We start from the raw sequence: 19,527 nt of genomic DNA, 5'->3' as shown, positions 1-19,527 counted from the left end.
CCTATTCTAGGAGGGCGTCAGCCGCACAACTTCGAGGTGGCCGTACCGGTCTCGATCGACGAGCCCCCCGACGGCGACGCGCTCGGGGACGACTTCACCTCGACCTCCTTCACGCCGTCCCAGTTGGCGCCGACCATGACCTGTACGTTCGAGCCGAGCGAGGAGACCTCCTTCAGCTTGGCGTCCGGGATCGCGGCGGCGAGGGTCTTCGCCGAGTCCTCCCGCTCGGGCCCGTAGAGGATCTGCGTCGTCTGGAGCCCGCGCCGCGCCACGCCCGGCGCGACGGTCACCTTGAAGCCGAGCTTGCGCAGCTGGCCGCCCGCCTTCGTCGCGAGGCCCGGGGTTCCGATCGCATTGAGGACGCGCACGGAGATGTCGTCCGGCGGCACCGTCAGCTCGTTCTCGGGCTTCTTGGTCGGGGAGGCGCTCGGCTTCGCGCTCTGCGTTGCGATCGGCCGGTCGCGCCGGAGGCTCGTGAACAGGTCCTGCGCCTTGCCGCGGTCCCACTGGACGGTCGACTGCGGCGACGGCGAGTTCCACAGGACGGCGTTGTAGCCCTGGTTCGACAGCGGCACGTTCGCGAACGTGAGGTCGTCGGTCGACAGGTTCTTCATCTGGTCGGCGAGCTTCGGCAGGTCGTCGGCCAGCTTCTCGTCGACGCGCAGCGACTTCAGCGACGCGTTCAGGAACTTCGTCGACTTGACCGGGTCGCCGAGCGTCTTCGTCGACAGCGCCTGCTTCATCATCGACGCCATGAACTGCTGCTGCCGGTCGATGCGGCCGAGGTCGCTGCCGCCCGTCAGCGAGTAGCGGGCGCGGGCGAACGCGAGCGCCCTCAGGCCGTCCAGGTGCGACTTGCCGCGCGGGAGCTTCAGCCCGCTCTTCTTGTCGTCGACGGCCTGCTCGGTGCACACGTCGACACCGCCGAGCGCGTCCACCATGTGCACGAACCCGTAGAAGTTAACCTCGACGTAGTGGTCGATTGACACGCCCGTGGCCTGCTTGATGGTACTGACGGTGAGGTCGGGGCCCCCGAACTGGTAGGCCCAGGTGAGCTTGCCCGGACGGGCCGGGACCCGCGCCCCCTTCGCGCCCTCCGACCCGTTCGACTTGTGCGCCGGGATCGTCACGTAGGAGTCGCGGGGCAGGCTCACCACCGACACGCTGTCGTGGTCGCGGGACACGTGCACCAGCAGCATCGTGTCGGAGCGCTCGCCCTCGAAATGCCCGAGCTTGGCGGCCTTCTGCTGCTCCTTCGTCAGCCCCTCCCGGCGGTCGACGCCCGCCACCAGGATCGTCATCGCGCCCTTCGGCGTGTCCTTGCCCTTGCCGAGCCCGCCGACCGAGACCTTGTCGATCATTCCGGTGACGTAGTTCTGGAACGCCCACGCGCCGCCCGAGGTCAGCAGGACGAACGCCGACGCCGTCCCGGTGAGGGTCAGGAAGCGCTTCTGCCGCCGCGCGCTGATCGCGGCCCGCGGGCTCAGCCCGCGGCCCGGGCGGCGCGGCCCGCGCGGGCCCTCCACCGGGACGCGCGGCGCGGGCATCCCGTCGATGGTCACGCCCTCGATGTCGCCGTCGTCGTCGTCCGCCGCGTGGGCGCCGGGACGCGGCCGGAAGTAGCGCTCCAGGGGGTCGGCGTCGCCGCGACCCGAGTCGTGCCCGTCTGCCATGCCGGCCGCCGCCTCCCGAAGATCCCGTGCTGACGCGAGTCCCCACCACTCTAAAGTGGGGGACACCCGTCCGTTCGCTACCTGGACCTCGTGTCCTTGCAGTAACGTGGCGCCGTCTTGACCACACCCCGGCGGCCCGCACGCGAACCTGGGTGGCGTGGGCTGCGTCAGACAGCGAGCTAGAGAGAGGAAGGGGCGTCTCCTCCGGCCTGCCGGTAGGGTGCGCCCGCGAGCCCACATGAATTCGTCTCCCCATGCCCAGCGCGTCATGAACCAGGAAACCCAGCACGCCGTGAAGACCCGTCCCGACTCCGGTGAACGCACCTGGCCCGCCGTCTCGGTGGTGATGCCGGTCCTCAACGAGCAGCGCCATCTGACCGACGCCGTACGCGGCATCCTGAGCCAGGACTACCCGGGCGAGCTGGAGCTCGTGCTCGCGATCGGCCCGTCCCGCGACCGCACCGAGGAGATCGCCCGCAAGCTCGCCGCCGAGGACCCGCGCGTCCTCGTCGTCGCGAACCCGACCGGGCGCACCCCGCAGGGCCTCAACATCGCGATCAAGGCGTCGCAGTACTCGATCATCGTCCGGGTGGACGGGCACTCGCTGCTGCCCGCCGACTACGTCCGCGCCGCGGTCGAGACGATGGAGGACACCGGCGCCGACAACGTCGGCGGGATCATGGCGGCCGAGGGCGTCACCCCGTTCGAGAAGGCCGTGGCGCGCGCGATGACGTCCAAGCTCGGCGTCGGCAACGCCCGTTTTCATACCGGAGGCGAGGCGGGCGAGGTCGAGACCGTCTACCTCGGGACGTTCCGCCGCAGCGCGCTGGAGCGGGTCGGCGGCTACGACGAGACGTTCGTCCGTGCGCAGGACTGGGAGATGAACCACCGCATCCGGGAGACCGGCGGCCGGATCTTCTTCACCCCCCGGATGCGCGTCACCTACCGCCCCCGCCCCAACCTGCGGGCGCTCGCCAAGCAGTACTTCCACACCGGACGCTGGCGGCGCGTCGTCGGGCGCGAGCACCAGGGCACGCTCAACCTGCGCTACCTCGCGCCGCCGATCGCCGTGGTCGCGATGACGGCGGGCGCGGTCGCCGGGGCGTTCGGGTTCTGGCCCGGCTGGATCCTGCCCGGCGGGTACGCGGCCGCGATGGTCGCGGGCGCCGCCGTGGAGGGACGCGGGCTGCCGTTCTCCGCCTGGCTGCGGCTGCCGCTCGTGTTCGCCACCATGCACGTGACCTGGGGTGTCGGGTTCCTCACCAGCCCGCCGCGGCTCGGCCAGCCGACTCCGATCAAACCCGGCGAATCCGTCCAGTAGCGGGCAAAAACCCATATCCACCTGCGAACCCTTGTGGCCTTCCGCCCGTCTGACCGTTAGGTTTGGCGGGATCTTGCCCGCCTGCGTTCGGAGGTGGCCATGTCCAACGGAGCACGCCACGGCCTCGGCGTGGTGATCGGTCTCGTCGTGACGCCGGTCATCGCGCTGTGCCTGATGTACAGCACGACCAAGTTCATGCGGTACTTCCAGTACTTCCTCACCAAGGGGGGCGACCGCTGGATCGCCGCGGCGCTCGTGCTGGCGGCGGCGGTCCTGGTGGGCGTGGTGGCGGGCTCGCGCGTCTCGCCTATCGCCTCGCTCATCCCGGGGTTCGTCTTCACGGTCATCGGCGTCCTGTGGATCGTCTCCCCGCGCTGGGCGTTCGGGCACGCCGGACGGGACGCGCTCCCCAACAAGCTCTATCTCGGGTACACGGTGCTCGCCCCCTACGGAGTCTTCCTGTTGCTGGGCGTCGCGCTCCTGGTGGCGTCGGTCGCGCCGTCGCGGTGGAAGTCCCGTGCGACCGCCGGTGCCGCGCCGCGTTTCGGCGGGCCGCCGCCCGCGCCGATGGGCCCGCCGCCCATGCACGGTTCTCCGGCGCCCATGGGGGCGCACCGGCCGCCGCCGGCGCCCGGGCAGAGCCCGGCATGGCAGGGGGCGCCGCAGTACGGGCAGCCGCCCGCTCAGCCCGCCGCCTCGAACCCGCCGCCGCTGCCCCCCGCCGAGGAGAAGCCCAAGCCGTCCGGCAAGAGCGGGCCGGACGAGGACAACCCCGGCGAGTGGACGCAGATGTACGGCGGCAACCGCTAGACGGCCGCGAGCACGCCGGGGACGTCGTTGACCACCATCGCGTCGAACCCGGCGGCGGCGTAGGTCGGCGCCGCCTCGGCCGACGGGCACCACGCGATCGTCTCCAGGCCCGCCTTGTGCGCGACGTCCACGCAGTGCTCCAGCGGACGCAGCCGCGTGTCGGGATGGTCGATGCCGCACGACCCGGTGTGCACCGCGACGACGTCCATGCCGAGCCCCGCCGCGGCCGGGACGGCGTGCCACAGCGGGAACCGCAGCCACGTCAGCAGCCCCAGCGGGACGCCCGGCAGTTCCTCCCGCAGGAACATCAGCAGCGACGGGTCGAAGGAGGTGACCAGCAGGCGGCGCCGCTTCGCCTCGCGCTTCAGGACCGGCAGTAGCAGCGCCCCGGTCCGGCGGGACGGCTCGTCCAGCGCGTCCTCCAGGACGGTCTTCACGTCCACGTCCACGGCGACGTCCGCCGGCAGCGCGTCGAAGACGTCGGCGAGCCGGGGCAGGCCGCTCGCCGTGGCGGGCAGGTCGACCAGGTGGTCGCCGTCCGCGGTCGTCGGGTCGTGCCGCAGGACGAGGGTGTCGTCCGCGGTCCTGGTCACGTCGATCTCGATCCAGGAAAGGCCGGCGTCCACGGCGGCCAGCATCGAGGGCAGGGTGTTCTCGGAGACGGTCGTCTCGGACCCGGCCGGGGTGAGGTCGCCCGACCCGTAACCGCGATGTCCGATGACCGTGGGGGTGTTCTCGAAGATCAAGACGTTTCCTCGCTGGCGAGATGTTCGGCGATGAGGGCGTCGAGCGGCTGGGTGACCTTGAGGTTGCGCTCGCTGCCCGCGACGACCCGGATCGGGACGCCGGGCAGATAGCGGTGCACGATCCCGCAGTCGTCGGTGGCGCGCAGCCCGGGGTCGGCCAGCGCCAGCTCGTACGCCTTGCGGATGGTGCCGAGCCGGAAGCCCTGCGGGGTCTGGAACCGGCTCACCGTCTCGCGCGGCGGCATCGAGGCGACCACGCCGTCCTCGACCACCACGATCGTGTCGGACGACGGCACGCCCACCGCGACGGCCTCGTGGGCGTCCAGCGCGTCCAGCACGCGGTCGATGACCGGGCGGTCGACGAAAGGGCGCGCCGCGTCGTGGAACAGGACGCGGACGTCGTCGGGGCGCCCGTCCAGGGTCCGCAGCGCCGCGACCGTGGACGCCGTCCGGGTCGTGCCGCCCTCGATCACCGCCGCCGTCTTGCGGAACGGCGCGGCGATCGCGGCGGCCGCGCGCAGATGCCCGGCCGCCATCACGACGACGACCTCGCCGATCGCCGGGTGGGCGTCGAACGCGGCGACCGCGTGCGCCAGGATCGGCCGCCCGCCGACCTCCATGAGCTGCTTCGGGCGCCCGGCGCCCATGCGCTCGCCGACCCCGCCGGCGAGCACCACCGCAACCGCTCGCGTCGCCATCTCACCTCGGTTCCCACGACACCCGGTCATCGGGCCACTACGCTGTGCACCTGCCCATGCTCACCCGACCGGTCCGGAGGCACCGATGGATCAGGCGCCCGCGCGTGAGCGGCCGGTCACGCTCAACGTACCGGACCGACCCGCGATCACCCGCCCGGACCGAGAGGCCGCCGAAGCCGTGGACGACGACCGGGCGCGACCGCGCCGGCGGCCCGAGGGGGCCGAGGGCCTCGTCGCCGCGTACCTGGCCGGCCCCTGCACCCCGCCCATCGCCCGGTGGGCGGCCGGCCGCGGGCTCACCGCGGGCGCCGTGTCGATGATCTCGCTGGCCTTCGCGGTGCTGGCGGCGGTGTGGTTCTCGGGCGGCGCCCGCGCGGGCCTCGTCACCGGGGCGCTGCTGCTGTACGCCTCGCTCGTCCTCGGCAAGGTGAGCGCCGGGCTCGCCCGCCGGGCGAACCCGTTCACCTCCGGGCCTGCCTCCTGTGGGGGGCGACCCCCCACACCTCCCGGGAAGTACCATCCGGCGGTCCTCGACCGGGTCAAGGAGTTCGCCGTCTACGCGGGGCTCGCGGCGGGGACCGCGGCCTCCGGCGGGAACCCGTGGTGGCCGGCGACGGGGGCGGTGGCGCTGCTGTCCGTCCGGCACACGGTCGCGGCCTCGTACGCGGCCAGCCGGACCGCCCGAAGGCCGCCGCCGTCCCGCCGCGGAGCGGTCGTGCGGCGGGCCGCGAAGAGTCTCCGGCTGCCGCTCGGCGAGCGGTTCGCGCTGATCTCGCTCACCGCCGCCTTCGCCGACGCCCGGCTGACGTTCGCCGTCCTCCTCGCCTGGGGGTCGGCCGCCACCGCCTGCGCCCTGGCCGGACGGGTGACGAGGTCGATCTCACCGTGACCACCGGACTTGCTGTGACCACCGTACGACTGCACCGCGACGACGGCCCGGTGTCCCGCGTGCTCGGCGGGATGGCGGCGGGGCGGCTCCCGCCGCTGCCCGGCACCGTCCTCGCGGCGGCGGCCACGGGGGTCCTGCTGGCCGCCGGGCCGGGCGCCTGGCCGCCCGGAGGGCCGGCTCCCGCGCTGCTCTGCGTCCCGCTCGTCGTCCTGCTGCTGGCCGGGCCCTCGTCCCGGCACCCTCACTCCGGGCGGCTGGACTGGCTCGTACCGCCCATCCTGCGCGGGATCGAGTATGGTTACCTCGCCGTGTTGGGGGACGCGCAGGGAGTGTCGGCGCCGCTCGTCTACGTGCTGATCACGGTCCTCGCGCTCCACCACTACGACACCGCCTACCGCACCCGCCAGGGGCATCGGCCGCGGGCGTGGGTCCGCCTCGCCGGGCTCGGCTGGGAGGGCCGCATGCTGTTCACGGCCCTCGCGGGCCTGTCCGGGGCCCTCCCGTTCGCGTACCCGGCGCTGGCCGCCTACCTTGGCGTGTTGTCCGGCGGCGAAAGTGTCGCCACGTGGGCGCGGAAAGGTCGCGGCAGCGGCGTTATGGTCGACTTGGAGGAGAGAGCATGATCGGCATGGTGCTGGCGGCGGGTGCGGGCCGGAGGCTTCGGCCGTATACCGACACCCTCCCCAAGGCCCTGGTCCCCGTGGACGGTGAGACCACCATCCTTGACATCGCCCTCCGCAACCTCGCCGAAGTCGGGCTGACCGACGTCGTCATCGTCGTCGGCTACTGCGCGGGCGCCGTAGAGGAGCGCAAGGCCGCCCTTGAGGAGCGGTACGGCGTGAACATCACGCTGGTTCACAACGACAAGGCCGAGGAGTGGAACAACGCCTACTCCATGTGGCTGGCTCGGGAGCACTTCTCCAAGGGCGTCCTCATGGTCAACGGCGACACGGTCCATCCGGTGAGCGTCGAGAAGACACTATTGGCGAACCGCGGGCCGGACATCCTCCTGGCGGTGGACGACGTGAAAACTCTGGCCGACGAGGAGATGAAGGTCATCCTCGACGGCGAGGGGCACCTGAAGACCATCACCAAGCTGATGGACCCCGCCACGGCCGGCGGCGAGTACATCGGCGCCACCCTGATCGAGCCGGCCGCCGCCGAGCCGCTCGCCGACGCCCTGAAGGCCACCTGGGAGGGCGACCCCGACCTCTACTACGAGGACGGCTACCAGGAGCTCGTGAACCGGGGCGGCCGCATCGGGGTCGCGCCGATCGGCGACGTCGACTGGGTCGAGGTCGACAACCACGACGACCTGGAGAAGGCCCGCCGGATCGCCAAGGGCTACTGACCGCACGCACGGCACGACGCGAGGAGCCCCATGCCCCTGCTGACGCGGATGCTGAACGCGCCGCTCTCCATCGACGTGCGGCGCGGCGCCGTCGCCGGCCTCGGCGAACTGCTCGCCGACAAGCGGATCGCCACCGAGGGACGCGTCGCGATCGCGGTCGGCCCCGGCCAGGGTGACCAGATCGCCGAGCACGTCCGGCCGTCGCTGGCGGCCTGCGAGGTGTTCCAGGTCGCCGGCGGCACCGTGGACGCGGCCGTCAGCCTCGGGTCCAGCCTGCGCGCCGGATCCTACGAGGCCGTCGTCGGCATCGGCGGCGGCCGGACGATCGACGCCACCAAGTACGCGGCGACCCTGTCGGGCATCCCGATGGTGTCGGTCGCCACCAACCTGTCCCACGACGGGATCTGCTCGCCGGTCGCCTCCCTCGTCCACGACAAGGGCAAGGGCTCGTTCGGCGTCATCATGCCGCTGGCGATGGTCGTCGACCTCGACTACGTGCGCGCCGCGCCCGACCGGCTCGTCCGCGCCGGGATCGGCGACGTGGTGAGCAACTTCTCCGCCGTGGAGGACTGGCTGCTCGCGGCCGAGGAGGTCGGCGAACGGGTCGACCGGATGGCGCTCACCGTGGCCCGCACCGCCGCCGAGGCGCTGCTGCACCAGCCCGGCTCCATCGACTCGGACCGGTTCCTGACCGTCCTCGCGGAGGGCCTCGTGCTGTCCGGGATGGCGATGTCGTTCGCGGGCGACTCCCGGCCGGCGAGCGGCGGCGACCACGAGATCCTGCACGCCATCGACCACCTCTTCCCGGACACCGCCAACCACGGCGAGCTGGCCGGCATCGGCGCCGCGTTCTGCTACCACCTGCGCGCCACCCGGCTCGGCGTCGGCGCGGACCGGCTGGAGGAGATCCTCGCCTGCCTCGGCCGGCACGGCCTGCCCCGCTTCCCCGGCGACATCGGGCTGTCGGTCGAGCAGTTCGCGGAGGCCGTGCGATACGCCCCGCACACCCGGCCGGGCCGCTATACGATCTTGGAATACCTCAGCCTCGATGAGGGCGAGACCCGCAAGGCGGTGGAAGAGTATGTCCAGGCCCATGGAGGCTGAGCTCCCCGGGCACGAGCACTCCCCGGAGCCCCCCGGCACCCCCGGCGACGACCACCGGCCGCACCGCAAGGGCGCCGGTGTCGCCGACATCCGCCGGTACGGCCAGCCGCCCGGCCTGAAGGACCGGCGCAACGAGGAGCACTGGGCCGGCCGCCTCTACATGCGCGACCTGTCCCCGTACTTCGCGTGGATCGCGCTGCGCCTCGGGTTCAGCCCCAACCAGCTCACCTACCTGATGATGGCGAGCGGCGTCGCCGCCGGCGTCGCGGTGTCGCTGCCGGTGAACCCGCTGTGGACGGCGCTCGGCGGCGCCTTCCTCATCCAGGTCTACCTGCTGCTCGACTGCGTGGACGGCGAGGTCGCCCGCTACCTGCGGCAGACGTCGGTCGCCGGGGTGTTCCTCGACCGGATCGGGCACTACCTGTCCGAGGTGTCGCTGCTGATCGGGCTCGGGTTCATGGCGCAGGGCGGCTGGGCCAACGGCGGCTGGGCCGAGCTCGGCCTCGTCGCCGCCCTCGGCGCCGCGCTGATCAAGGCGGAGACCGACAACGTGGTCGTCGCCCGCGCCAAGTCGGGGCTGCCCGCCGACCCGTCCGGCGGCGACCGCGCGCTGCGGCCCCGCTCCACCGGCATCGCGCTGGCCCGGCAGGCGGCGTCCATGCTGCGCTTCCACCGGATCATCGGCGCGGTCGAGCTGTCGCTGCTGATCCTCGCCGCCGCCGTGATCGACACGCTCACCGGGACGGACGACCCGGTCGCGGTGCGCGTCCTGATGGTCGCGGTGGCCGCCGTCGCGGTCGTGCAGACCCTGCTGCACCTGGTCAGCATCCTGGCCTCCCGGAGGCTGAAGTGAAACTGTCCGTGGTCGTCCTCACCATGGGGAACCGGCCGGAGGAACTGGCCCACGCCGTCCGCAGCGCCCTGGAGCAGGAGCACGTGGACGTCGAGGTCGTGCTGGTAGGAAACGGCGTCGACCCCGTCGGCGACCGCGCGGGCGCGGCGCCGTTCGACGACGAGCGCGTCAAGACCCTCAGCCTTCCGAAGAACCTCGGCATCCCGGGCGGGCGCAACCGGGGCGTCGAGGCGTCCTGCGGCGACGTGATCCTCTTCCTGGACGACGACGGCTGGTACCGCTCCACCCGCCTCGGCACCTACCTGCGCGACCGGTTCTCCGCCGAACCCGACCTCGGTGTCGTCTCGTTCCGCGTCCGCGACCCCGAGGGCGGGCGCGGCGAACGCCGGCACGTCCCCCGGCTGCGCGCCGGCGACCCGGAACGCTCGTCCGCCGTCACCACCTTCCTCGGCGGCGCCTGCGCGATCCGCCGTGCGGCGTTCGACGCCGGCGGCGGCCTCCCCGAGGACTTCTTCTACGCCCACGAGGAGACCGACCTCGCCTGGCAGATCCTCAACGCCGGGTACCGGATCGTCTACGACGCGTCCGCGGTGATGTTCCACCCGGCCGTGCTGCCGACGCGGCACGACATGTTCTACCGGTACAACGCCCGCAACCGCGTCTGGCTGGCCCGCCGCAACCTCCCGTGGCCGCTGGCCCTCACCTACCTCGCGGTGTGGATCGGCATGACCCTCCTCCGCGAGCGCAAGCCGAGCGCTCTCAAACCGTGGTTCAAGGGCTTCCTGGAAGGCTGGCGCAAGCCCGCGGGCCCCCGCCGCCCCATCTCCTACCGCACCGCCTGGCGCATGACCCGCACCGGCCGCCCCCCAATAATCTAAGGCGCGATCCCAGGCACCGGGCGGGCGCGTGGAGCGAGTGCGGCGAGCGGAGCGCGCCCGCCCGCCGCCCCGGGCGACCGCAGCGCCACGACACGAACCGCACGGTCGTGGTGACCTCAGCCGTGGCGTGAGGATCGACCGGGGCGTGACGGGGGTTCCAGGGGGTCGCCCCCCTGGGTGAACACCGCGAGGATCAGGTGGGTCAGTTCGGCGGTGATGTCGTCGAGGGGGACGTCCTGGTCGCGGGCGGACCAGTGGTGGACGAGGTTGTTCACCGCGCCGATGATGGCGATCATCGTGAGGCGGTAGTCGCGGTCGACGGCCTCGCCGCGGTCGACCGCCTCCCGGGCCAGCGCGAGCATCGTCTCCTCCCAGCGGCCCCGCCAGCCGAAGCGGTGCTGCTCCAGGCCGGCGCTGACGCCGATGACCTCGACGAACGCGATGCGGGCGCGGCGCGGGTCGCTCGCGGTGACGGTGACGAACGCGCGGACGGCGCTCCGCACCCGGGTCGCGAGGTCGGCGCCGGCCGCCTCGGCGTAGGCGGCGGACACGGCCTCGGCGGCGCGTTCGTTGATGCCGCGGTGCAGCGTGGTGAGCAGCTCCTCGCGGCCGGAGAACTCCTCGTAGAAGTTGCGGGTCGACACGCTCGCCGTCGCGCACAGCCGCTCGATGGACGTCGCCGCGTAGCCGCGGGTCCCGAACAGTTCGAGCCCGGCGGCGAGCAGGCGTTCCCGCCGCTCGGCGCGGCGCTCCTCGGCCGAGCGGCCTCCGTAGCTGCGCCTCGGTGCGGGATTGCGGCCGCTCATCGATCTCCGTCCACCCGTCCGAATGGGTCGGCGTCAGCCTAACCCCGGCGCGCGGACGCCTGCCGCCGTCAGTCGTCGAGCAGCGTGCTCTTCCATTCGGGGTCGGCGGTGAGAACGGTCAGCCGCTGCGTCGCGCGCGAGACCGCCACGTACAGGACGCGCAGCCCGCGCGGCGACTGGGCGGCGACGGTCTCCGGCGCCACGATCACCGCCGCGTCGAACTCCAGCCCCTTGGCCTCCAGCACGTCCAGCACCTGGACCCGCTCCGGCAGCCCGTCCGCGAGCCGCTCAAGGTCCTCCTCCGCCCACGCGCCCTCCTGGCCGGGCGCCCCTGCCGGGCCCGGCAGGGCGTCGAAGAGGGAAGGCTGGGCGTCGGACGGCGCCGGGGAGGCCGAGTCGGTCAGCGGGAGCGGGACGATGACGCCGATCGTGCCCTCGACCTGGCCGAGCAGTTCCTCGGCCGCCTTCCGGGCGGCCGAGCCGAGGTCGTGTTCCGCGACGACGCGGACGACCGGGTCGATGCCGGATGTGCGGACGGCGCGGGCCGGGGTGGCGTCCGGGAGCGCACGGGCCAGGACGCGCGCCGACACGGCGGCGATCTCGGTGGAGTTGCGATAGTTCGTGGTGAGCTCGTACTCATGCCGGGCGCGCGGCGTGGCCTTGCGGGTGCGGCGGCGGCCCCGGGAGGAGGGCCTCTCGCCGCCGAGCGCGGTCTCCATCGCCCGGCGGGCGGCGTCCAGGTCCTCCCAGGCGCTCTGGGCGGGGTCCTCGACGATCGTCCAGCTGGCCTGGCGGCCGCGGCGGCCGAGCATCCGCCACTGCATGGGGGAGAGGTCCTGCGCCTCGTCCACGACGATGTGGGCGTACTCGGGGCGTTCCTCGACCACGCCGTCGTCGACGCGGCGGGACCGCTCCAGCCGTTCGATGGACGTGGTCAGCTCCTGCATGTCCGGCTCCCAGGTGTCGTCCACGACCTCCTCGCCGGTGAGGATGTTGACGCCGTCGACCACGAAAGGGTCGTCCTCGGACGGTGCCTTGCGGCGGCGGGACGGACGGGGCGGCGAGCCGAGCAGCGCGTCTATCTCGTCGAGCAGCGCGACGTCCTGGTAGCTGAGCGGCGCGTCCTCGCCGGCCCAGGACGCGGCGAGCGGCTCGATGTCGGTGCGGTCGAGGTCGCGGCCGGCGGCACGGCGCAGCCGGGCCGGGTCGCCGAGCGAGCGCAGCAGGTCCAGCGGCCGGCGGATCGGCCACCAGGCGACGAGGAAGTCGGTGAAGGCGCGCTGCTCGCGAACCCGCGCGTCGAACTGGGCGCGCTTGGGGTCGCCGTTGCCGCCCTGGCTCCCGCGCGCCGGCTCCTCGTCGAGGGAGGCGAGGCCGTCGGCGGCCAGGATCGCGTTCCACAGCCCCGCCTCGGCGCCTTCCTCGGCCTCGGCCGCCTCCGGCCCGCCGACGTCGTTGAAACGGCCCCAGAGGGCGTCCAGGAGCATCTCGGCGGCCCTGCCGCGGGCCGCGTTCACGCTGCCGCGGCTGCGCCGGTGCACATCGTTCCTGATCCGGTCGAGACGGTTGCGGTCGAGCGTGACGACGACGCCCTTGAACACGACGCGGAGCTCGCCCGGGGCGCCGGGCGCGTGGTCGGCCACGGCGCGCCGGAGGACCGTCACCATCGCGTCCGCGCCCTTGACGCGGGCGAGGCGCGGCGGGTCGTGGACGGTCGCCGTGGCGCCGTCCACGAGGTCGCCGAGCGAGCGCAGCGTCGCCGAGCCTTCGCCGAGGGACGGCAGCACCCGCTCGATGTAGGCGGTGAAGCGGCGGTTCGGGCCGATCACCAGCACCCCGCGCGAGCCGAACCGGCGGCGGTGCCGGAACAGCAGGTAGGCGACGCGGTGCAGGGCGACGGCCGTCTTGCCGGTGCCGGGGGCGCCGCGCACCAGGACCGTCCCGTCGGCGGGCGCGCGGATCACCTCGTCCTGCTCGCGCTGGATCGTCGCGACGATGTCGCGCATCGCGCCCTCGCGGGTGCGGGCGAGCGAGGCGAGGAACGCGCCGTCGCCGACGACCGTCATCCCGTCGGACGCCTCCGGGTCGAGCAGGTCGTCCTCCAGGTCGACGACCGCGTGCCCGCGCGAGTGCAGGACGCGCCGGCGGACGACGCCGCGCGGGTCCTCGGGGGTGGCGCGGTAGAAGTCCTCGGCGGCGGGCGCCCGCCAGTCGATCACCAGGGAGTCGTGCTCGCTGGTCCGGACGCCGATGCGGCCGATGTAGCGGATCTCGCGGGAGGCCAGGTCGAGGCGGCCGAAGACGAGACCGTCGTCGGCGATGTCCAGGGCCTGGGCGCGCAGGGCCGCCTGGTGGACCATCGCGTCCCGGTCGACGAGCGAGCTCTTGGTGCCGGCGAGCGACTGGCGGTAGCCCTCGCGGATCATGGCCTGGGCGGCCTCGCGCATCTCCTCCAGGCGCGCGTAGGCGACGTCGACATAGCGCTGCTCGGCAGCGATCTCCTGATCCTTCACCGTGCCGCCGGGACCGGTCGGACGACCGTTGACCTGGGACGACATGCAGGCTGCTCCTCGCACGTTGACGCGCCGGGGACGTCCCCCGGCACCCCGAAGGGGCGAAAGAGACAGCTTATGCCGTCCCGCGGCCGTTCAGCGCGCGGCGGAGATCAGGGCGGGCGGCCGGCGGGTCGGCCGGACGCGCACATGGACGTCCGCGGCGGGGCGGGCGAGCGAGCGGTCCATCGCGTCGAGGACGAGCCGGTGCGATGCGCCGGCGCCCGCGTGGACGCAGCGCAGCGTCACCCCCCGCCCGCCGTGCTCGGCCCAGAGCGCGTCGGCGTACGCCGCCACGGCCGCCGCGGCGGCGCTCGCCGGCGGGCCTGGGGCGTCCGGGCAGAGGAACACTTCGCCGGCGCCGCGCTCCAGCATCCCCGGCAGCGTCGCCCGCACGACGTGGACCATGCCGAGGACGTTGGTTCGGAGAACGTGTTCTATCTCGCTGGGCGGGAGCGTCAGCACGGGCGCGTCCGACGAGGCCGCCGCGGCGTGGACGACGCGGTGCACCGGGCCTGACATCGCCAGCACCTCCAGCACGGCGTCGGGATCGGTGACGTCGCACACCCGCACGTGCATGTTCGGGGAGCGCAGGGCCGTCTTGGCCAGGCCGACCTCGTCGACGTCCACCGCGACGACGTCCCAGGCCGCCGCCGCGAGACGCCTCGCCGCCAGCGCGCCCAGGCCGCGCGCCGCGCCGGTGACCAGAGCCGTCCGCCTCACCTGCGCACCTCCTCGGCGCCCTGGAAGACCATCCGCAGATGCCCGACCGTGCTGGTGGTCAGCGCTCGCGCGCGGTCGAGCCCCAGCCCGCGCAGCTCCTCCGCCACCGGGTGGTCGCCGAGGACGACCGTCGCCCCGCCCGGGCGGGTCCGCACCTCCGACGGCGTGAGCGTCCACGGCGTCCGGCGCGTCACGCCGTCCAGGCAGGAGTAGGCGTCGACGGTCGGTGCCGCCGCGCCGCCCGGCATCGGCACGCCCGGCCTGACCGCCACCTCGATCGCCGTCCGGCCGCCGAACCGCACCGCGCACCGCTTGACGCGTCCGGCGAGGTCCATGGGGATGTCGGCGATCTCCTTGGGGAAGCCCCAGATCGTCCGCCCGGCCTCCAGTGTGAACTCCTGGTTGACCGGCAGCCAGTGGATGAACGCCCCGACTCCGCGCAGCCGCCCGAGCACACCCGGGGACGGCGCCTCGCCGGGCGGACGCACCAGGAACGCCACGGCGAACTCGTGATAGGGCCCGAGGTCGCCGTCGGCGTACCGGACGAACGCCAGTGAGCAGATGGCCCTGCCGGGCAGAGGCTCGGCGACCTCCAGCCCGGAGTAGGCGATGACGGCCTGGGCGGCGCCCGCGGGCACGGCGAACATCGCCGATCCCACGGCGGCGTCGCGGATCCGTACCGGAAGGGTGACCCGCTGCCCCTGGATCGCATGCGCTTGCACGGTGCTTGTCACACGCTTAGTAGAACAGGTTCCTGTTTTGCTGCCAAGACCGGGCCGTGCCCGGCTCGCGGGCAGGGCGGGCTCGTTAACCGCGCTCGGCGGCCGTCCGGATCCGGTCGAGGGTGGCGCGCATGCCCTTGCGGTTGACCTCGGCCCGGCCTTCCGCCGGGACGCCGGTGAAGACCTTGCCGAGCAGCGAGACGAACGCGGCGCCGCGGTTGTCGCGGCGCAGATCCTCCCAGTACTCGGTGAGCCGGGTCCGGGGCTCGGCCGGGTCCTCCGCGACGTCCTCGACGCGGTATCCCCACAGCGCCACGGGCATCCCGAAGCTCGAGACCCGGAACGCGAACGCCCGCCCCGGTACGGCCGAGGTCACCTGGCACGTGGTGAACCACACGCGCCACCCGATCCGATTGAACCCGACGAACTTCGTCCCCGGCGCGATCGCCCGCCCGCGCACCCACGTCGCGAACACCTCCGGGCTCCACTCGCCCATCCGCCGCAGGTCCGCGACCGCCGCGTAGACGTCCCGCGCGCCCGCCGCGACGACCACGCTCTCCTCGACGACCCACTCTCGCTCCATGGCCTGATCCTCCCACTCAATGACCGTGTGGTCACTGGAGGTGGGCGAAATGGGCGCTCCAGGAGGCGTACCAGGTACGGAACCAAGGTTCGTGCTCGGCCAGGGGGACGATATAGGTGATGGTCTCGGCGTAGTAGCGGCGCTGGAAGTCCGGGGGCATCCTGTCGAGGGTCTGGACGTTGCTCACACGGTCGGCGAGCTTGACCAGGATCGCCTCACGCGGGGCGTCGCGCAGGCGGCGGAGATAGGCGGCCTTCCCGGCGCGCTTGGCCTGGCGGCCGGCGCCGGCGGTGGGCGGCTTGGTGACCCAGTCGACCAGCTCGGTGACCTCCGGCCCGAACTCCGCCTCCACATCCGCCAAGGTGGCGGGCGTGTCCTCGACGACGTCGTGCAGGACCGCGGCGGACAGGACGGCGGGTGTGGTCACCTCCGCCCCGCGCACCAGCACTTCGAGCGCCTCAAGCAGATGCTCGACATAGGGGGCGCCGGTCGGGCGGCGCTGGTCGCCGTGCCATCGCTCGGCGGCGGCGACGGCCGGGGCCAGGCCGTCCAGGTCGATGTGCGCGCCGGACGCGGCGATGTCGGAGCGGGCTGTTTCCCAGGTGCGCCAGCGGGTGAAGACCTCCATGGTTACTCCGTTCTTCGCGGCCGTGTCGCGGCGGACGCCCCGCACAGGGCATGGTGGGGTGTCGTCCTTGGAGAGCACAGTATTCGGAGGGGAGGCGGCGCGGTCGTGGTCGGGAGCCGGCAGCGCCGTCCGGAGTCCGTGGGCAAGGTCCGCGTCGCGCTCGGCCTGGTGTCCGGTGTGGTCGCCGTGGCGCTCTGCGTCGTGCTCGTCGACAAGTACGTCCTGCGCGCCGAATGGTGGCAGGTCCGCCACACCGTGACCGGAGAGCCGGTCGCGCCGCAGAGCGAGGTGGGGCCGCCTCCGGGCCCGCTCACGGTGAGCTGGGAGCACACGACGCGCACGCACCACGGGTCCGTCGCGGGCTACGACGGCGTCGCCTACCAGGTCGCCCAGGGGCAGGTCGCGACGGTGTCCGGGCGCGGGATCGAGGTGCGGGACGCGCGGACCGGCGACGGCCGCTGGAGCTACCGCCGCTCCGGCTGGACGCTGCTCGGCTGGACCTCCACCGGGTCCCGGCTGATCGCCTACTTCGAGCGGGACGGCGACCGCGGCGACCGGGTGCTCGTCGCGTTCGACACGCTGTCCGGCGGGCTGCTGTGGCGGCGCGCGGGCGAGCGTCCCGCCGCGGTCTCCCGGACGACGCTCCGCTGGCCCGCGGGATCGGACGTCCTGCTCACCACCGACGAGGAGCGCCGGACGCTGTTCGGTGTCTCGGCCGTGACGGGCAACCGGGTGTGGCGGCTGGCGCTGCCGCGCGGCTGCCGGCTGTTCGAGGGCGGCGCGCATCCGTCCGACGGCCGGGAGACGCTCGCCGCGCTGGGCCTGCACTGCGCGGGACCCGGCAGCGAGAAGGGGCACCGCAGCCTGCTGCTGGCCGTCGATCCCGCGAAGGGCGCCGTCCGCTGGAGCCGGCGGCTCGGGTCGAAGGAGTCCCCGGAGGTGTCGATGCTGGACGGGGTGACGCTCGTCTCCGACGGGACGGCCCTGCGCACGTTCGACGACGGCGGCCGCCAGTTCGGGGTCTGGGACGGCGACGGGGCGTGCGGCGACCTGATGTGCCCGGGCGTGCTGACGTCCGGCCGGCTCGTGGTCGTCTACCACCCGGACGGGTCCGGGCCGGACGACGCCCGCATGGAGGCGGTGGACGTGCCGTCCGGGCGGGTCGAGTGGCGCCGCGACGTGCCCGCGTACACGGCGCTCGCGCAGGCCGGCGGGCAGGTGTTCGCGCTGCGTCCCCGGCTGTCGGAGCGGCTGCTGCCCGCGGGCGTCGACATCGTCGAACCCGGCGACGGGCGCGTCACGACCGCGCCCGCGCCGTTCTCGATGGACCCCGACCTGCCGGGCGTCCGGCCGTGGCTGGCGGCGGCGGGCGGCCTGCTGTACGTGGCCGTCCCGCAGGCCGCGCCCCGCCCGGACGGCGCGGCGCGGCTGGTCGCGCTGCGCGGCGGGCCCGCGGGCACCGGTCCGGCGGAGCTCGGCGGCGTGCCGGAGGCCGACTGGCCGGACGCCTGCGCCCTGCTCAAGAAGCCGGACCTGACGGCGGCGCGCATGCCGGACTACGTCACCGAGCCGCGCGGCGCGTCGGCCGGGACCGTGCGGCTTCCCCGCCCGGTGTCCTGCACCTACGAGCCGCGCGGCGGGAAGGCGCGGCGGGAGCGCGGCGACCGGAAGGCGCCCGGGCCGAAGCCGAGCGCGGCGGGTTCCGCCGCGGCCGATCCCTCGGCGAGCCCGGAGCTACCGGAGAAGCCGGACAAGGGCGGCGAGCTGGACATGACCGTGCGCGGCCTCACGGTGAGCGTGCGGTGGGTGGCCGAGACCGACCAGGCGGCCTCCCGGATGCTGGACGCGCTGCAGGCCACCCAGGCGCAGGCCCGGCGGCGGCACGACATCGGCGCGGACGAGGCGTACGAGATCGGCCCGACGGCCGGGATGATCGCGCTGCGGGTGGGCCGGTGCGTCGTGGTGGTCGAGGCGAACCGCCCGCCGGGCGCCGCCGCCCGCCTCGCCCGGTCGGTCGCCTTCCGCCTGCGCCAGCCGTCCTGAACGCTCAGAACTCGGGTACGGGCTCGGCCTCCGGCTCCGGGGCGCTGGCGGCGGAGCGGCCCGCCCACGCCTCCAGCTGGGCGACGAAGCGTTCGGCGTGGACGGGCCAGTGGAATCGCGCGCGGGCGGTCTCGTAGCCGCGTTTGCCGAGGTCGACGCGGAGCTCCGGGTCGTCCCGCAGCCGCAGGACGGCCTTCGCGGCGGCCTCCGGGGCGCCGAACGGGACGATCAGCCCGCATCCGGCGGGTTCGACGATGTCCACGGCCGGCGGGTTCGGCGTGCTGATCACCGGGACGCCGCGGGCCATGTACTCGACGACCTTCGTCGGCATCGAGTGCCGGTAGTTCGGCTCGTCGTGCAGCAGCGCCAGCCCGGCCATCGCGCCCTCGGCGATGCGCAGCGCCCGGTCGTTCGGAACGAACCCGTACCAGCGCACGACGCCCTCGCGCTGCGCCGCCCGCAGCTCGGCCCTGACGTCGGGGTCGGCCGCGCCGATCAGCTCCACCAGCACGCCCGCGGCGGTCAGCGTCCGGGCCATCTCGATCATGTCGAGGGCGCCGCGGGCCCGCGACAGCTGCCCGACGTAGACGGCGCGGCGGCCGTCCGGCGGGCCGGGCGGCAGGTCGGACACGTAGGTGGTGTTCGGCACGACCGGGTGGTCCGCGCGGAACCGGGACCGGTAGCCGTCCTCCGCGAGCAGCAGCCGGTGCCGCCGCTCGGTCCGCCGCTCCAGCCGGTGCACGGCCGGGCGCAGCAAGGGCCGGGCCGGCCCGGGCAGCCAGCCCTTGGCGGAGAGGGCGGCGGCGGTGTCCTCGTGGACGTCCCAGACGACCGTCCGCTGCCGGACCTCGCGGGGGAGGGACACCAGCAGCTCCGGGTCGTGCAGGAGGATCACGTCGGCGTAGGCGGCGTGCTCGGCGAGCGCGCGGTTGGCGGCGCGCAGGGCCCGGAACCGCCGCCGTCCCGTGGCGCGCGGGACGTCCACCGGGCTGATCTGCCGCCACGGGGTCGCATTACATGCCCGGAACGGGGCAATATATGTGACTTCATGACCGGCGTCGAGCAGTGCGCGTATCTGCCGGTGCAGAATGCGCGCATCCTCGGGATGATGCACGACCGTGCAAACACAGACCCGCATTACACTCAC

Annotated in this window: 19 protein-coding genes; 9 read left to right on the top strand and 10 right to left on the bottom strand. The window is 73.7% G+C overall.

What is annotated here, in order from left to right; translation table 11 throughout:
* Positions 1 to 17: 17 nt before the first annotated feature.
* Positions 18 to 1,673 (bottom strand): LCP family protein, encoded by a 1,656-nt coding sequence (locus ACQPXG_RS40790; RefSeq protein WP_433464496.1) that lies wholly within the window; start codon positions 1,671 to 1,673, stop codon positions 18 to 20.
* A gap of 268 nt (positions 1,674 to 1,941) precedes the next feature.
* On the opposite strand from ACQPXG_RS40790, the gene ACQPXG_RS40785 reads away from it, so the two are divergent.
* Positions 1,942 to 2,994 (top strand): glycosyltransferase family 2 protein, encoded by a 1,053-nt coding sequence (locus ACQPXG_RS40785; RefSeq protein ID WP_433464495.1) that lies wholly within the window; start codon positions 1,942 to 1,944, stop codon positions 2,992 to 2,994.
* A gap of 99 nt (positions 2,995 to 3,093) precedes the next feature.
* The gene (locus tag ACQPXG_RS40780; RefSeq protein ID WP_433464494.1) at positions 3,094 to 3,804 is read left to right on the top strand and encodes a hypothetical protein; all 711 of its coding nucleotides are present in this window, start codon (positions 3,094 to 3,096) and stop codon (positions 3,802 to 3,804) included.
* Here ACQPXG_RS40780 and ACQPXG_RS40775 read toward each other — a convergent pair.
* Together ACQPXG_RS40775 and ispD are read right to left on the bottom strand one after the other, a co-directional pair.
* Positions 3,801 to 4,550: a glycerophosphodiester phosphodiesterase gene (locus ACQPXG_RS40775; protein ID WP_433464493.1), complete on the bottom strand. Its 750-nt coding sequence runs from the start codon at positions 4,548 to 4,550 to the stop codon at positions 3,801 to 3,803. The two genes, ACQPXG_RS40780 and ACQPXG_RS40775, sit on opposite strands and share 4 nt — an antisense overlap.
* On the bottom strand, positions 4,547 to 5,248 hold the full coding sequence (gene ispD / locus ACQPXG_RS40770) for a 2-C-methyl-D-erythritol 4-phosphate cytidylyltransferase (protein WP_433464492.1): 702 nt from the start codon (positions 5,246 to 5,248) through the stop codon (positions 4,547 to 4,549). The genes ACQPXG_RS40775 and ispD overlap by 4 nt, the downstream gene beginning before the upstream one ends.
* Before the next feature lie 85 nt (positions 5,249 to 5,333).
* Between ispD and ACQPXG_RS40765 the strand changes: the two genes are divergently transcribed.
* From ACQPXG_RS40765 to ACQPXG_RS40740, 6 genes are read left to right on the top strand one after another with little or no spacing between them, the layout of a single operon-like run.
* A complete protein-coding gene (locus ACQPXG_RS40765; protein WP_433464491.1) occupies positions 5,334 to 6,137 on the top strand; it encodes a hypothetical protein in 804 nt (267 codons plus the stop codon).
* Between the two features lie 14 nt (positions 6,138 to 6,151).
* Positions 6,152 to 6,760, top strand: a complete 609-nt coding sequence (locus ACQPXG_RS40760; protein ID WP_433464490.1) for a DUF5941 domain-containing protein — start codon at positions 6,152 to 6,154, stop codon at positions 6,758 to 6,760.
* Positions 6,757 to 7,488: a sugar phosphate nucleotidyltransferase gene (locus ACQPXG_RS40755; RefSeq protein WP_433464489.1), complete on the top strand. Its 732-nt coding sequence runs from the start codon at positions 6,757 to 6,759 to the stop codon at positions 7,486 to 7,488. The genes ACQPXG_RS40760 and ACQPXG_RS40755 overlap by 4 nt, the downstream gene beginning before the upstream one ends.
* Before the next feature lie 30 nt (positions 7,489 to 7,518).
* Positions 7,519 to 8,592: an iron-containing alcohol dehydrogenase family protein gene (locus ACQPXG_RS40750; RefSeq protein WP_433464488.1), complete on the top strand. Its 1,074-nt coding sequence runs from the start codon at positions 7,519 to 7,521 to the stop codon at positions 8,590 to 8,592.
* On the top strand, positions 8,582 to 9,445 hold the full coding sequence (locus tag ACQPXG_RS40745; RefSeq protein WP_433464487.1) for a CDP-alcohol phosphatidyltransferase family protein: 864 nt from the start codon (positions 8,582 to 8,584) through the stop codon (positions 9,443 to 9,445). The genes ACQPXG_RS40750 and ACQPXG_RS40745 overlap by 11 nt, the downstream gene beginning before the upstream one ends.
* Positions 9,442 to 10,323: a glycosyltransferase family 2 protein gene (locus ACQPXG_RS40740; protein ID WP_433464486.1), complete on the top strand. Its 882-nt coding sequence runs from the start codon at positions 9,442 to 9,444 to the stop codon at positions 10,321 to 10,323. The genes ACQPXG_RS40745 and ACQPXG_RS40740 overlap by 4 nt, the downstream gene beginning before the upstream one ends.
* 116 nt (positions 10,324 to 10,439) lie before the next feature.
* Here the strand turns inward: ACQPXG_RS40740 and ACQPXG_RS40735 are convergent, their stop codons facing one another.
* The 6 genes from ACQPXG_RS40735 to ACQPXG_RS40710 all read right to left on the bottom strand — a co-directional run bounded on the left by ACQPXG_RS40735 (position 10,440) and on the right by ACQPXG_RS40710 (position 16,337).
* Positions 10,440 to 11,129, bottom strand: a complete 690-nt coding sequence (locus ACQPXG_RS40735) for a TetR/AcrR family transcriptional regulator (RefSeq protein ID WP_433464485.1) — start codon at positions 11,127 to 11,129, stop codon at positions 10,440 to 10,442.
* A 68-nt stretch (positions 11,130 to 11,197) separates the two neighbouring features.
* Complete coding sequence (locus ACQPXG_RS40730) at positions 11,198 to 13,687, bottom strand: HelD family protein (RefSeq protein ID WP_433464484.1); 2,490 nt, start codon at positions 13,685 to 13,687, stop codon at positions 11,198 to 11,200.
* A gap of 90 nt (positions 13,688 to 13,777) precedes the next feature.
* Positions 13,778 to 14,404, bottom strand: a complete 627-nt coding sequence (locus ACQPXG_RS40725; RefSeq protein WP_433464483.1) for an SDR family NAD(P)-dependent oxidoreductase — start codon at positions 14,402 to 14,404, stop codon at positions 13,778 to 13,780.
* Positions 14,401 to 15,138 carry an acetoacetate decarboxylase family protein gene (locus tag ACQPXG_RS40720; protein WP_433464482.1) on the bottom strand — a complete coding sequence of 246 codons (738 nt, stop codon included), beginning with the start codon at positions 15,136 to 15,138 and terminating at the stop codon, positions 14,401 to 14,403. Before ACQPXG_RS40720 ends, ACQPXG_RS40725 begins: the two co-directional genes overlap by 4 nt.
* A 73-nt stretch (positions 15,139 to 15,211) precedes the next feature.
* Entirely contained in the window at positions 15,212 to 15,709 is a 498-nt protein-coding gene (locus tag ACQPXG_RS40715) for an SRPBCC family protein (RefSeq protein ID WP_433464481.1), read from the bottom strand.
* A gap of 31 nt (positions 15,710 to 15,740) precedes the next feature.
* The gene (locus ACQPXG_RS40710; protein ID WP_433464480.1) at positions 15,741 to 16,337 is read right to left on the bottom strand and encodes an HD domain-containing protein; all 597 of its coding nucleotides are present in this window, start codon (positions 16,335 to 16,337) and stop codon (positions 15,741 to 15,743) included.
* 105 nt (positions 16,338 to 16,442) lie between these two features.
* On the opposite strand from ACQPXG_RS40710, the gene ACQPXG_RS40705 reads away from it, so the two are divergent.
* Complete coding sequence (locus ACQPXG_RS40705) at positions 16,443 to 18,380, top strand: PQQ-binding-like beta-propeller repeat protein (RefSeq protein WP_433464479.1); 1,938 nt, start codon at positions 16,443 to 16,445, stop codon at positions 18,378 to 18,380.
* 4 nt (positions 18,381 to 18,384) lie between these two features.
* Here ACQPXG_RS40705 and ACQPXG_RS40700 read toward each other — a convergent pair whose 3' ends face one another.
* Positions 18,385 to 19,518: a glycosyltransferase family 4 protein gene (locus ACQPXG_RS40700; protein ID WP_433464478.1), complete on the bottom strand. Its 1,134-nt coding sequence runs from the start codon at positions 19,516 to 19,518 to the stop codon at positions 18,385 to 18,387.
* Between the last annotated feature and the right edge of the window lie 9 nt (positions 19,519 to 19,527).

This window comes from Spirillospora sp. CA-128828 (assembly GCF_050945415.1).
Classification (GTDB): Bacteria; Actinomycetota; Actinomycetes; order Streptosporangiales; family Streptosporangiaceae; genus Spirillospora.
Note: the sequence above shows the minus strand (reverse complement) of the source record. Positions and strands in the feature narration are given on the sequence as shown.

Excerpts from the sequence above, each read along its gene's own strand:
- ACQPXG_RS40735 (WP_433464485.1), bottom strand. The coding sequence starts at position 11,129 with ATGAGCGGCCGCAATCCCGCACCGAGGCGCAGCTACGGAGGCCGCTCG.
- ACQPXG_RS40750 (WP_433464488.1), top strand. The coding sequence starts at position 7,519 with ATGCCCCTGCTGACGCGGATGCTGAACGCGCCGCTCTCCATCGACGTG.
- ACQPXG_RS40730 (WP_433464484.1), bottom strand. The coding sequence starts at position 13,687 with ATGTCGTCCCAGGTCAACGGTCGTCCGACCGGTCCCGGCGGCACGGTG.
- ACQPXG_RS40710 (WP_433464480.1), bottom strand. The coding sequence starts at position 16,337 with ATGGAGGTCTTCACCCGCTGGCGCACCTGGGAAACAGCCCGCTCCGAC.
- ACQPXG_RS40745 (WP_433464487.1), top strand. The coding sequence starts at position 8,582 with ATGGAGGCTGAGCTCCCCGGGCACGAGCACTCCCCGGAGCCCCCCGGC.
- ispD (WP_433464492.1), bottom strand. The coding sequence starts at position 5,248 with ATGGCGACGCGAGCGGTTGCGGTGGTGCTCGCCGGCGGGGTCGGCGAG.
- ACQPXG_RS40790 (WP_433464496.1), bottom strand. The coding sequence starts at position 1,673 with ATGGCAGACGGGCACGACTCGGGTCGCGGCGACGCCGACCCCCTGGAG.
- ACQPXG_RS40715 (WP_433464481.1), bottom strand. The coding sequence starts at position 15,709 with ATGGAGCGAGAGTGGGTCGTCGAGGAGAGCGTGGTCGTCGCGGCGGGC.
- ACQPXG_RS40755 (WP_433464489.1), top strand. The coding sequence starts at position 6,757 with ATGATCGGCATGGTGCTGGCGGCGGGTGCGGGCCGGAGGCTTCGGCCG.
- ACQPXG_RS40700 (WP_433464478.1), bottom strand. The coding sequence starts at position 19,518 with ATGCGGGTCTGTGTTTGCACGGTCGTGCATCATCCCGAGGATGCGCGC.
- ACQPXG_RS40765 (WP_433464491.1), top strand. The coding sequence starts at position 5,334 with ATGGATCAGGCGCCCGCGCGTGAGCGGCCGGTCACGCTCAACGTACCG.
- ACQPXG_RS40785 (WP_433464495.1), top strand. The coding sequence starts at position 1,942 with ATGAACCAGGAAACCCAGCACGCCGTGAAGACCCGTCCCGACTCCGGT.
- ACQPXG_RS40780 (WP_433464494.1), top strand. The coding sequence starts at position 3,094 with ATGTCCAACGGAGCACGCCACGGCCTCGGCGTGGTGATCGGTCTCGTC.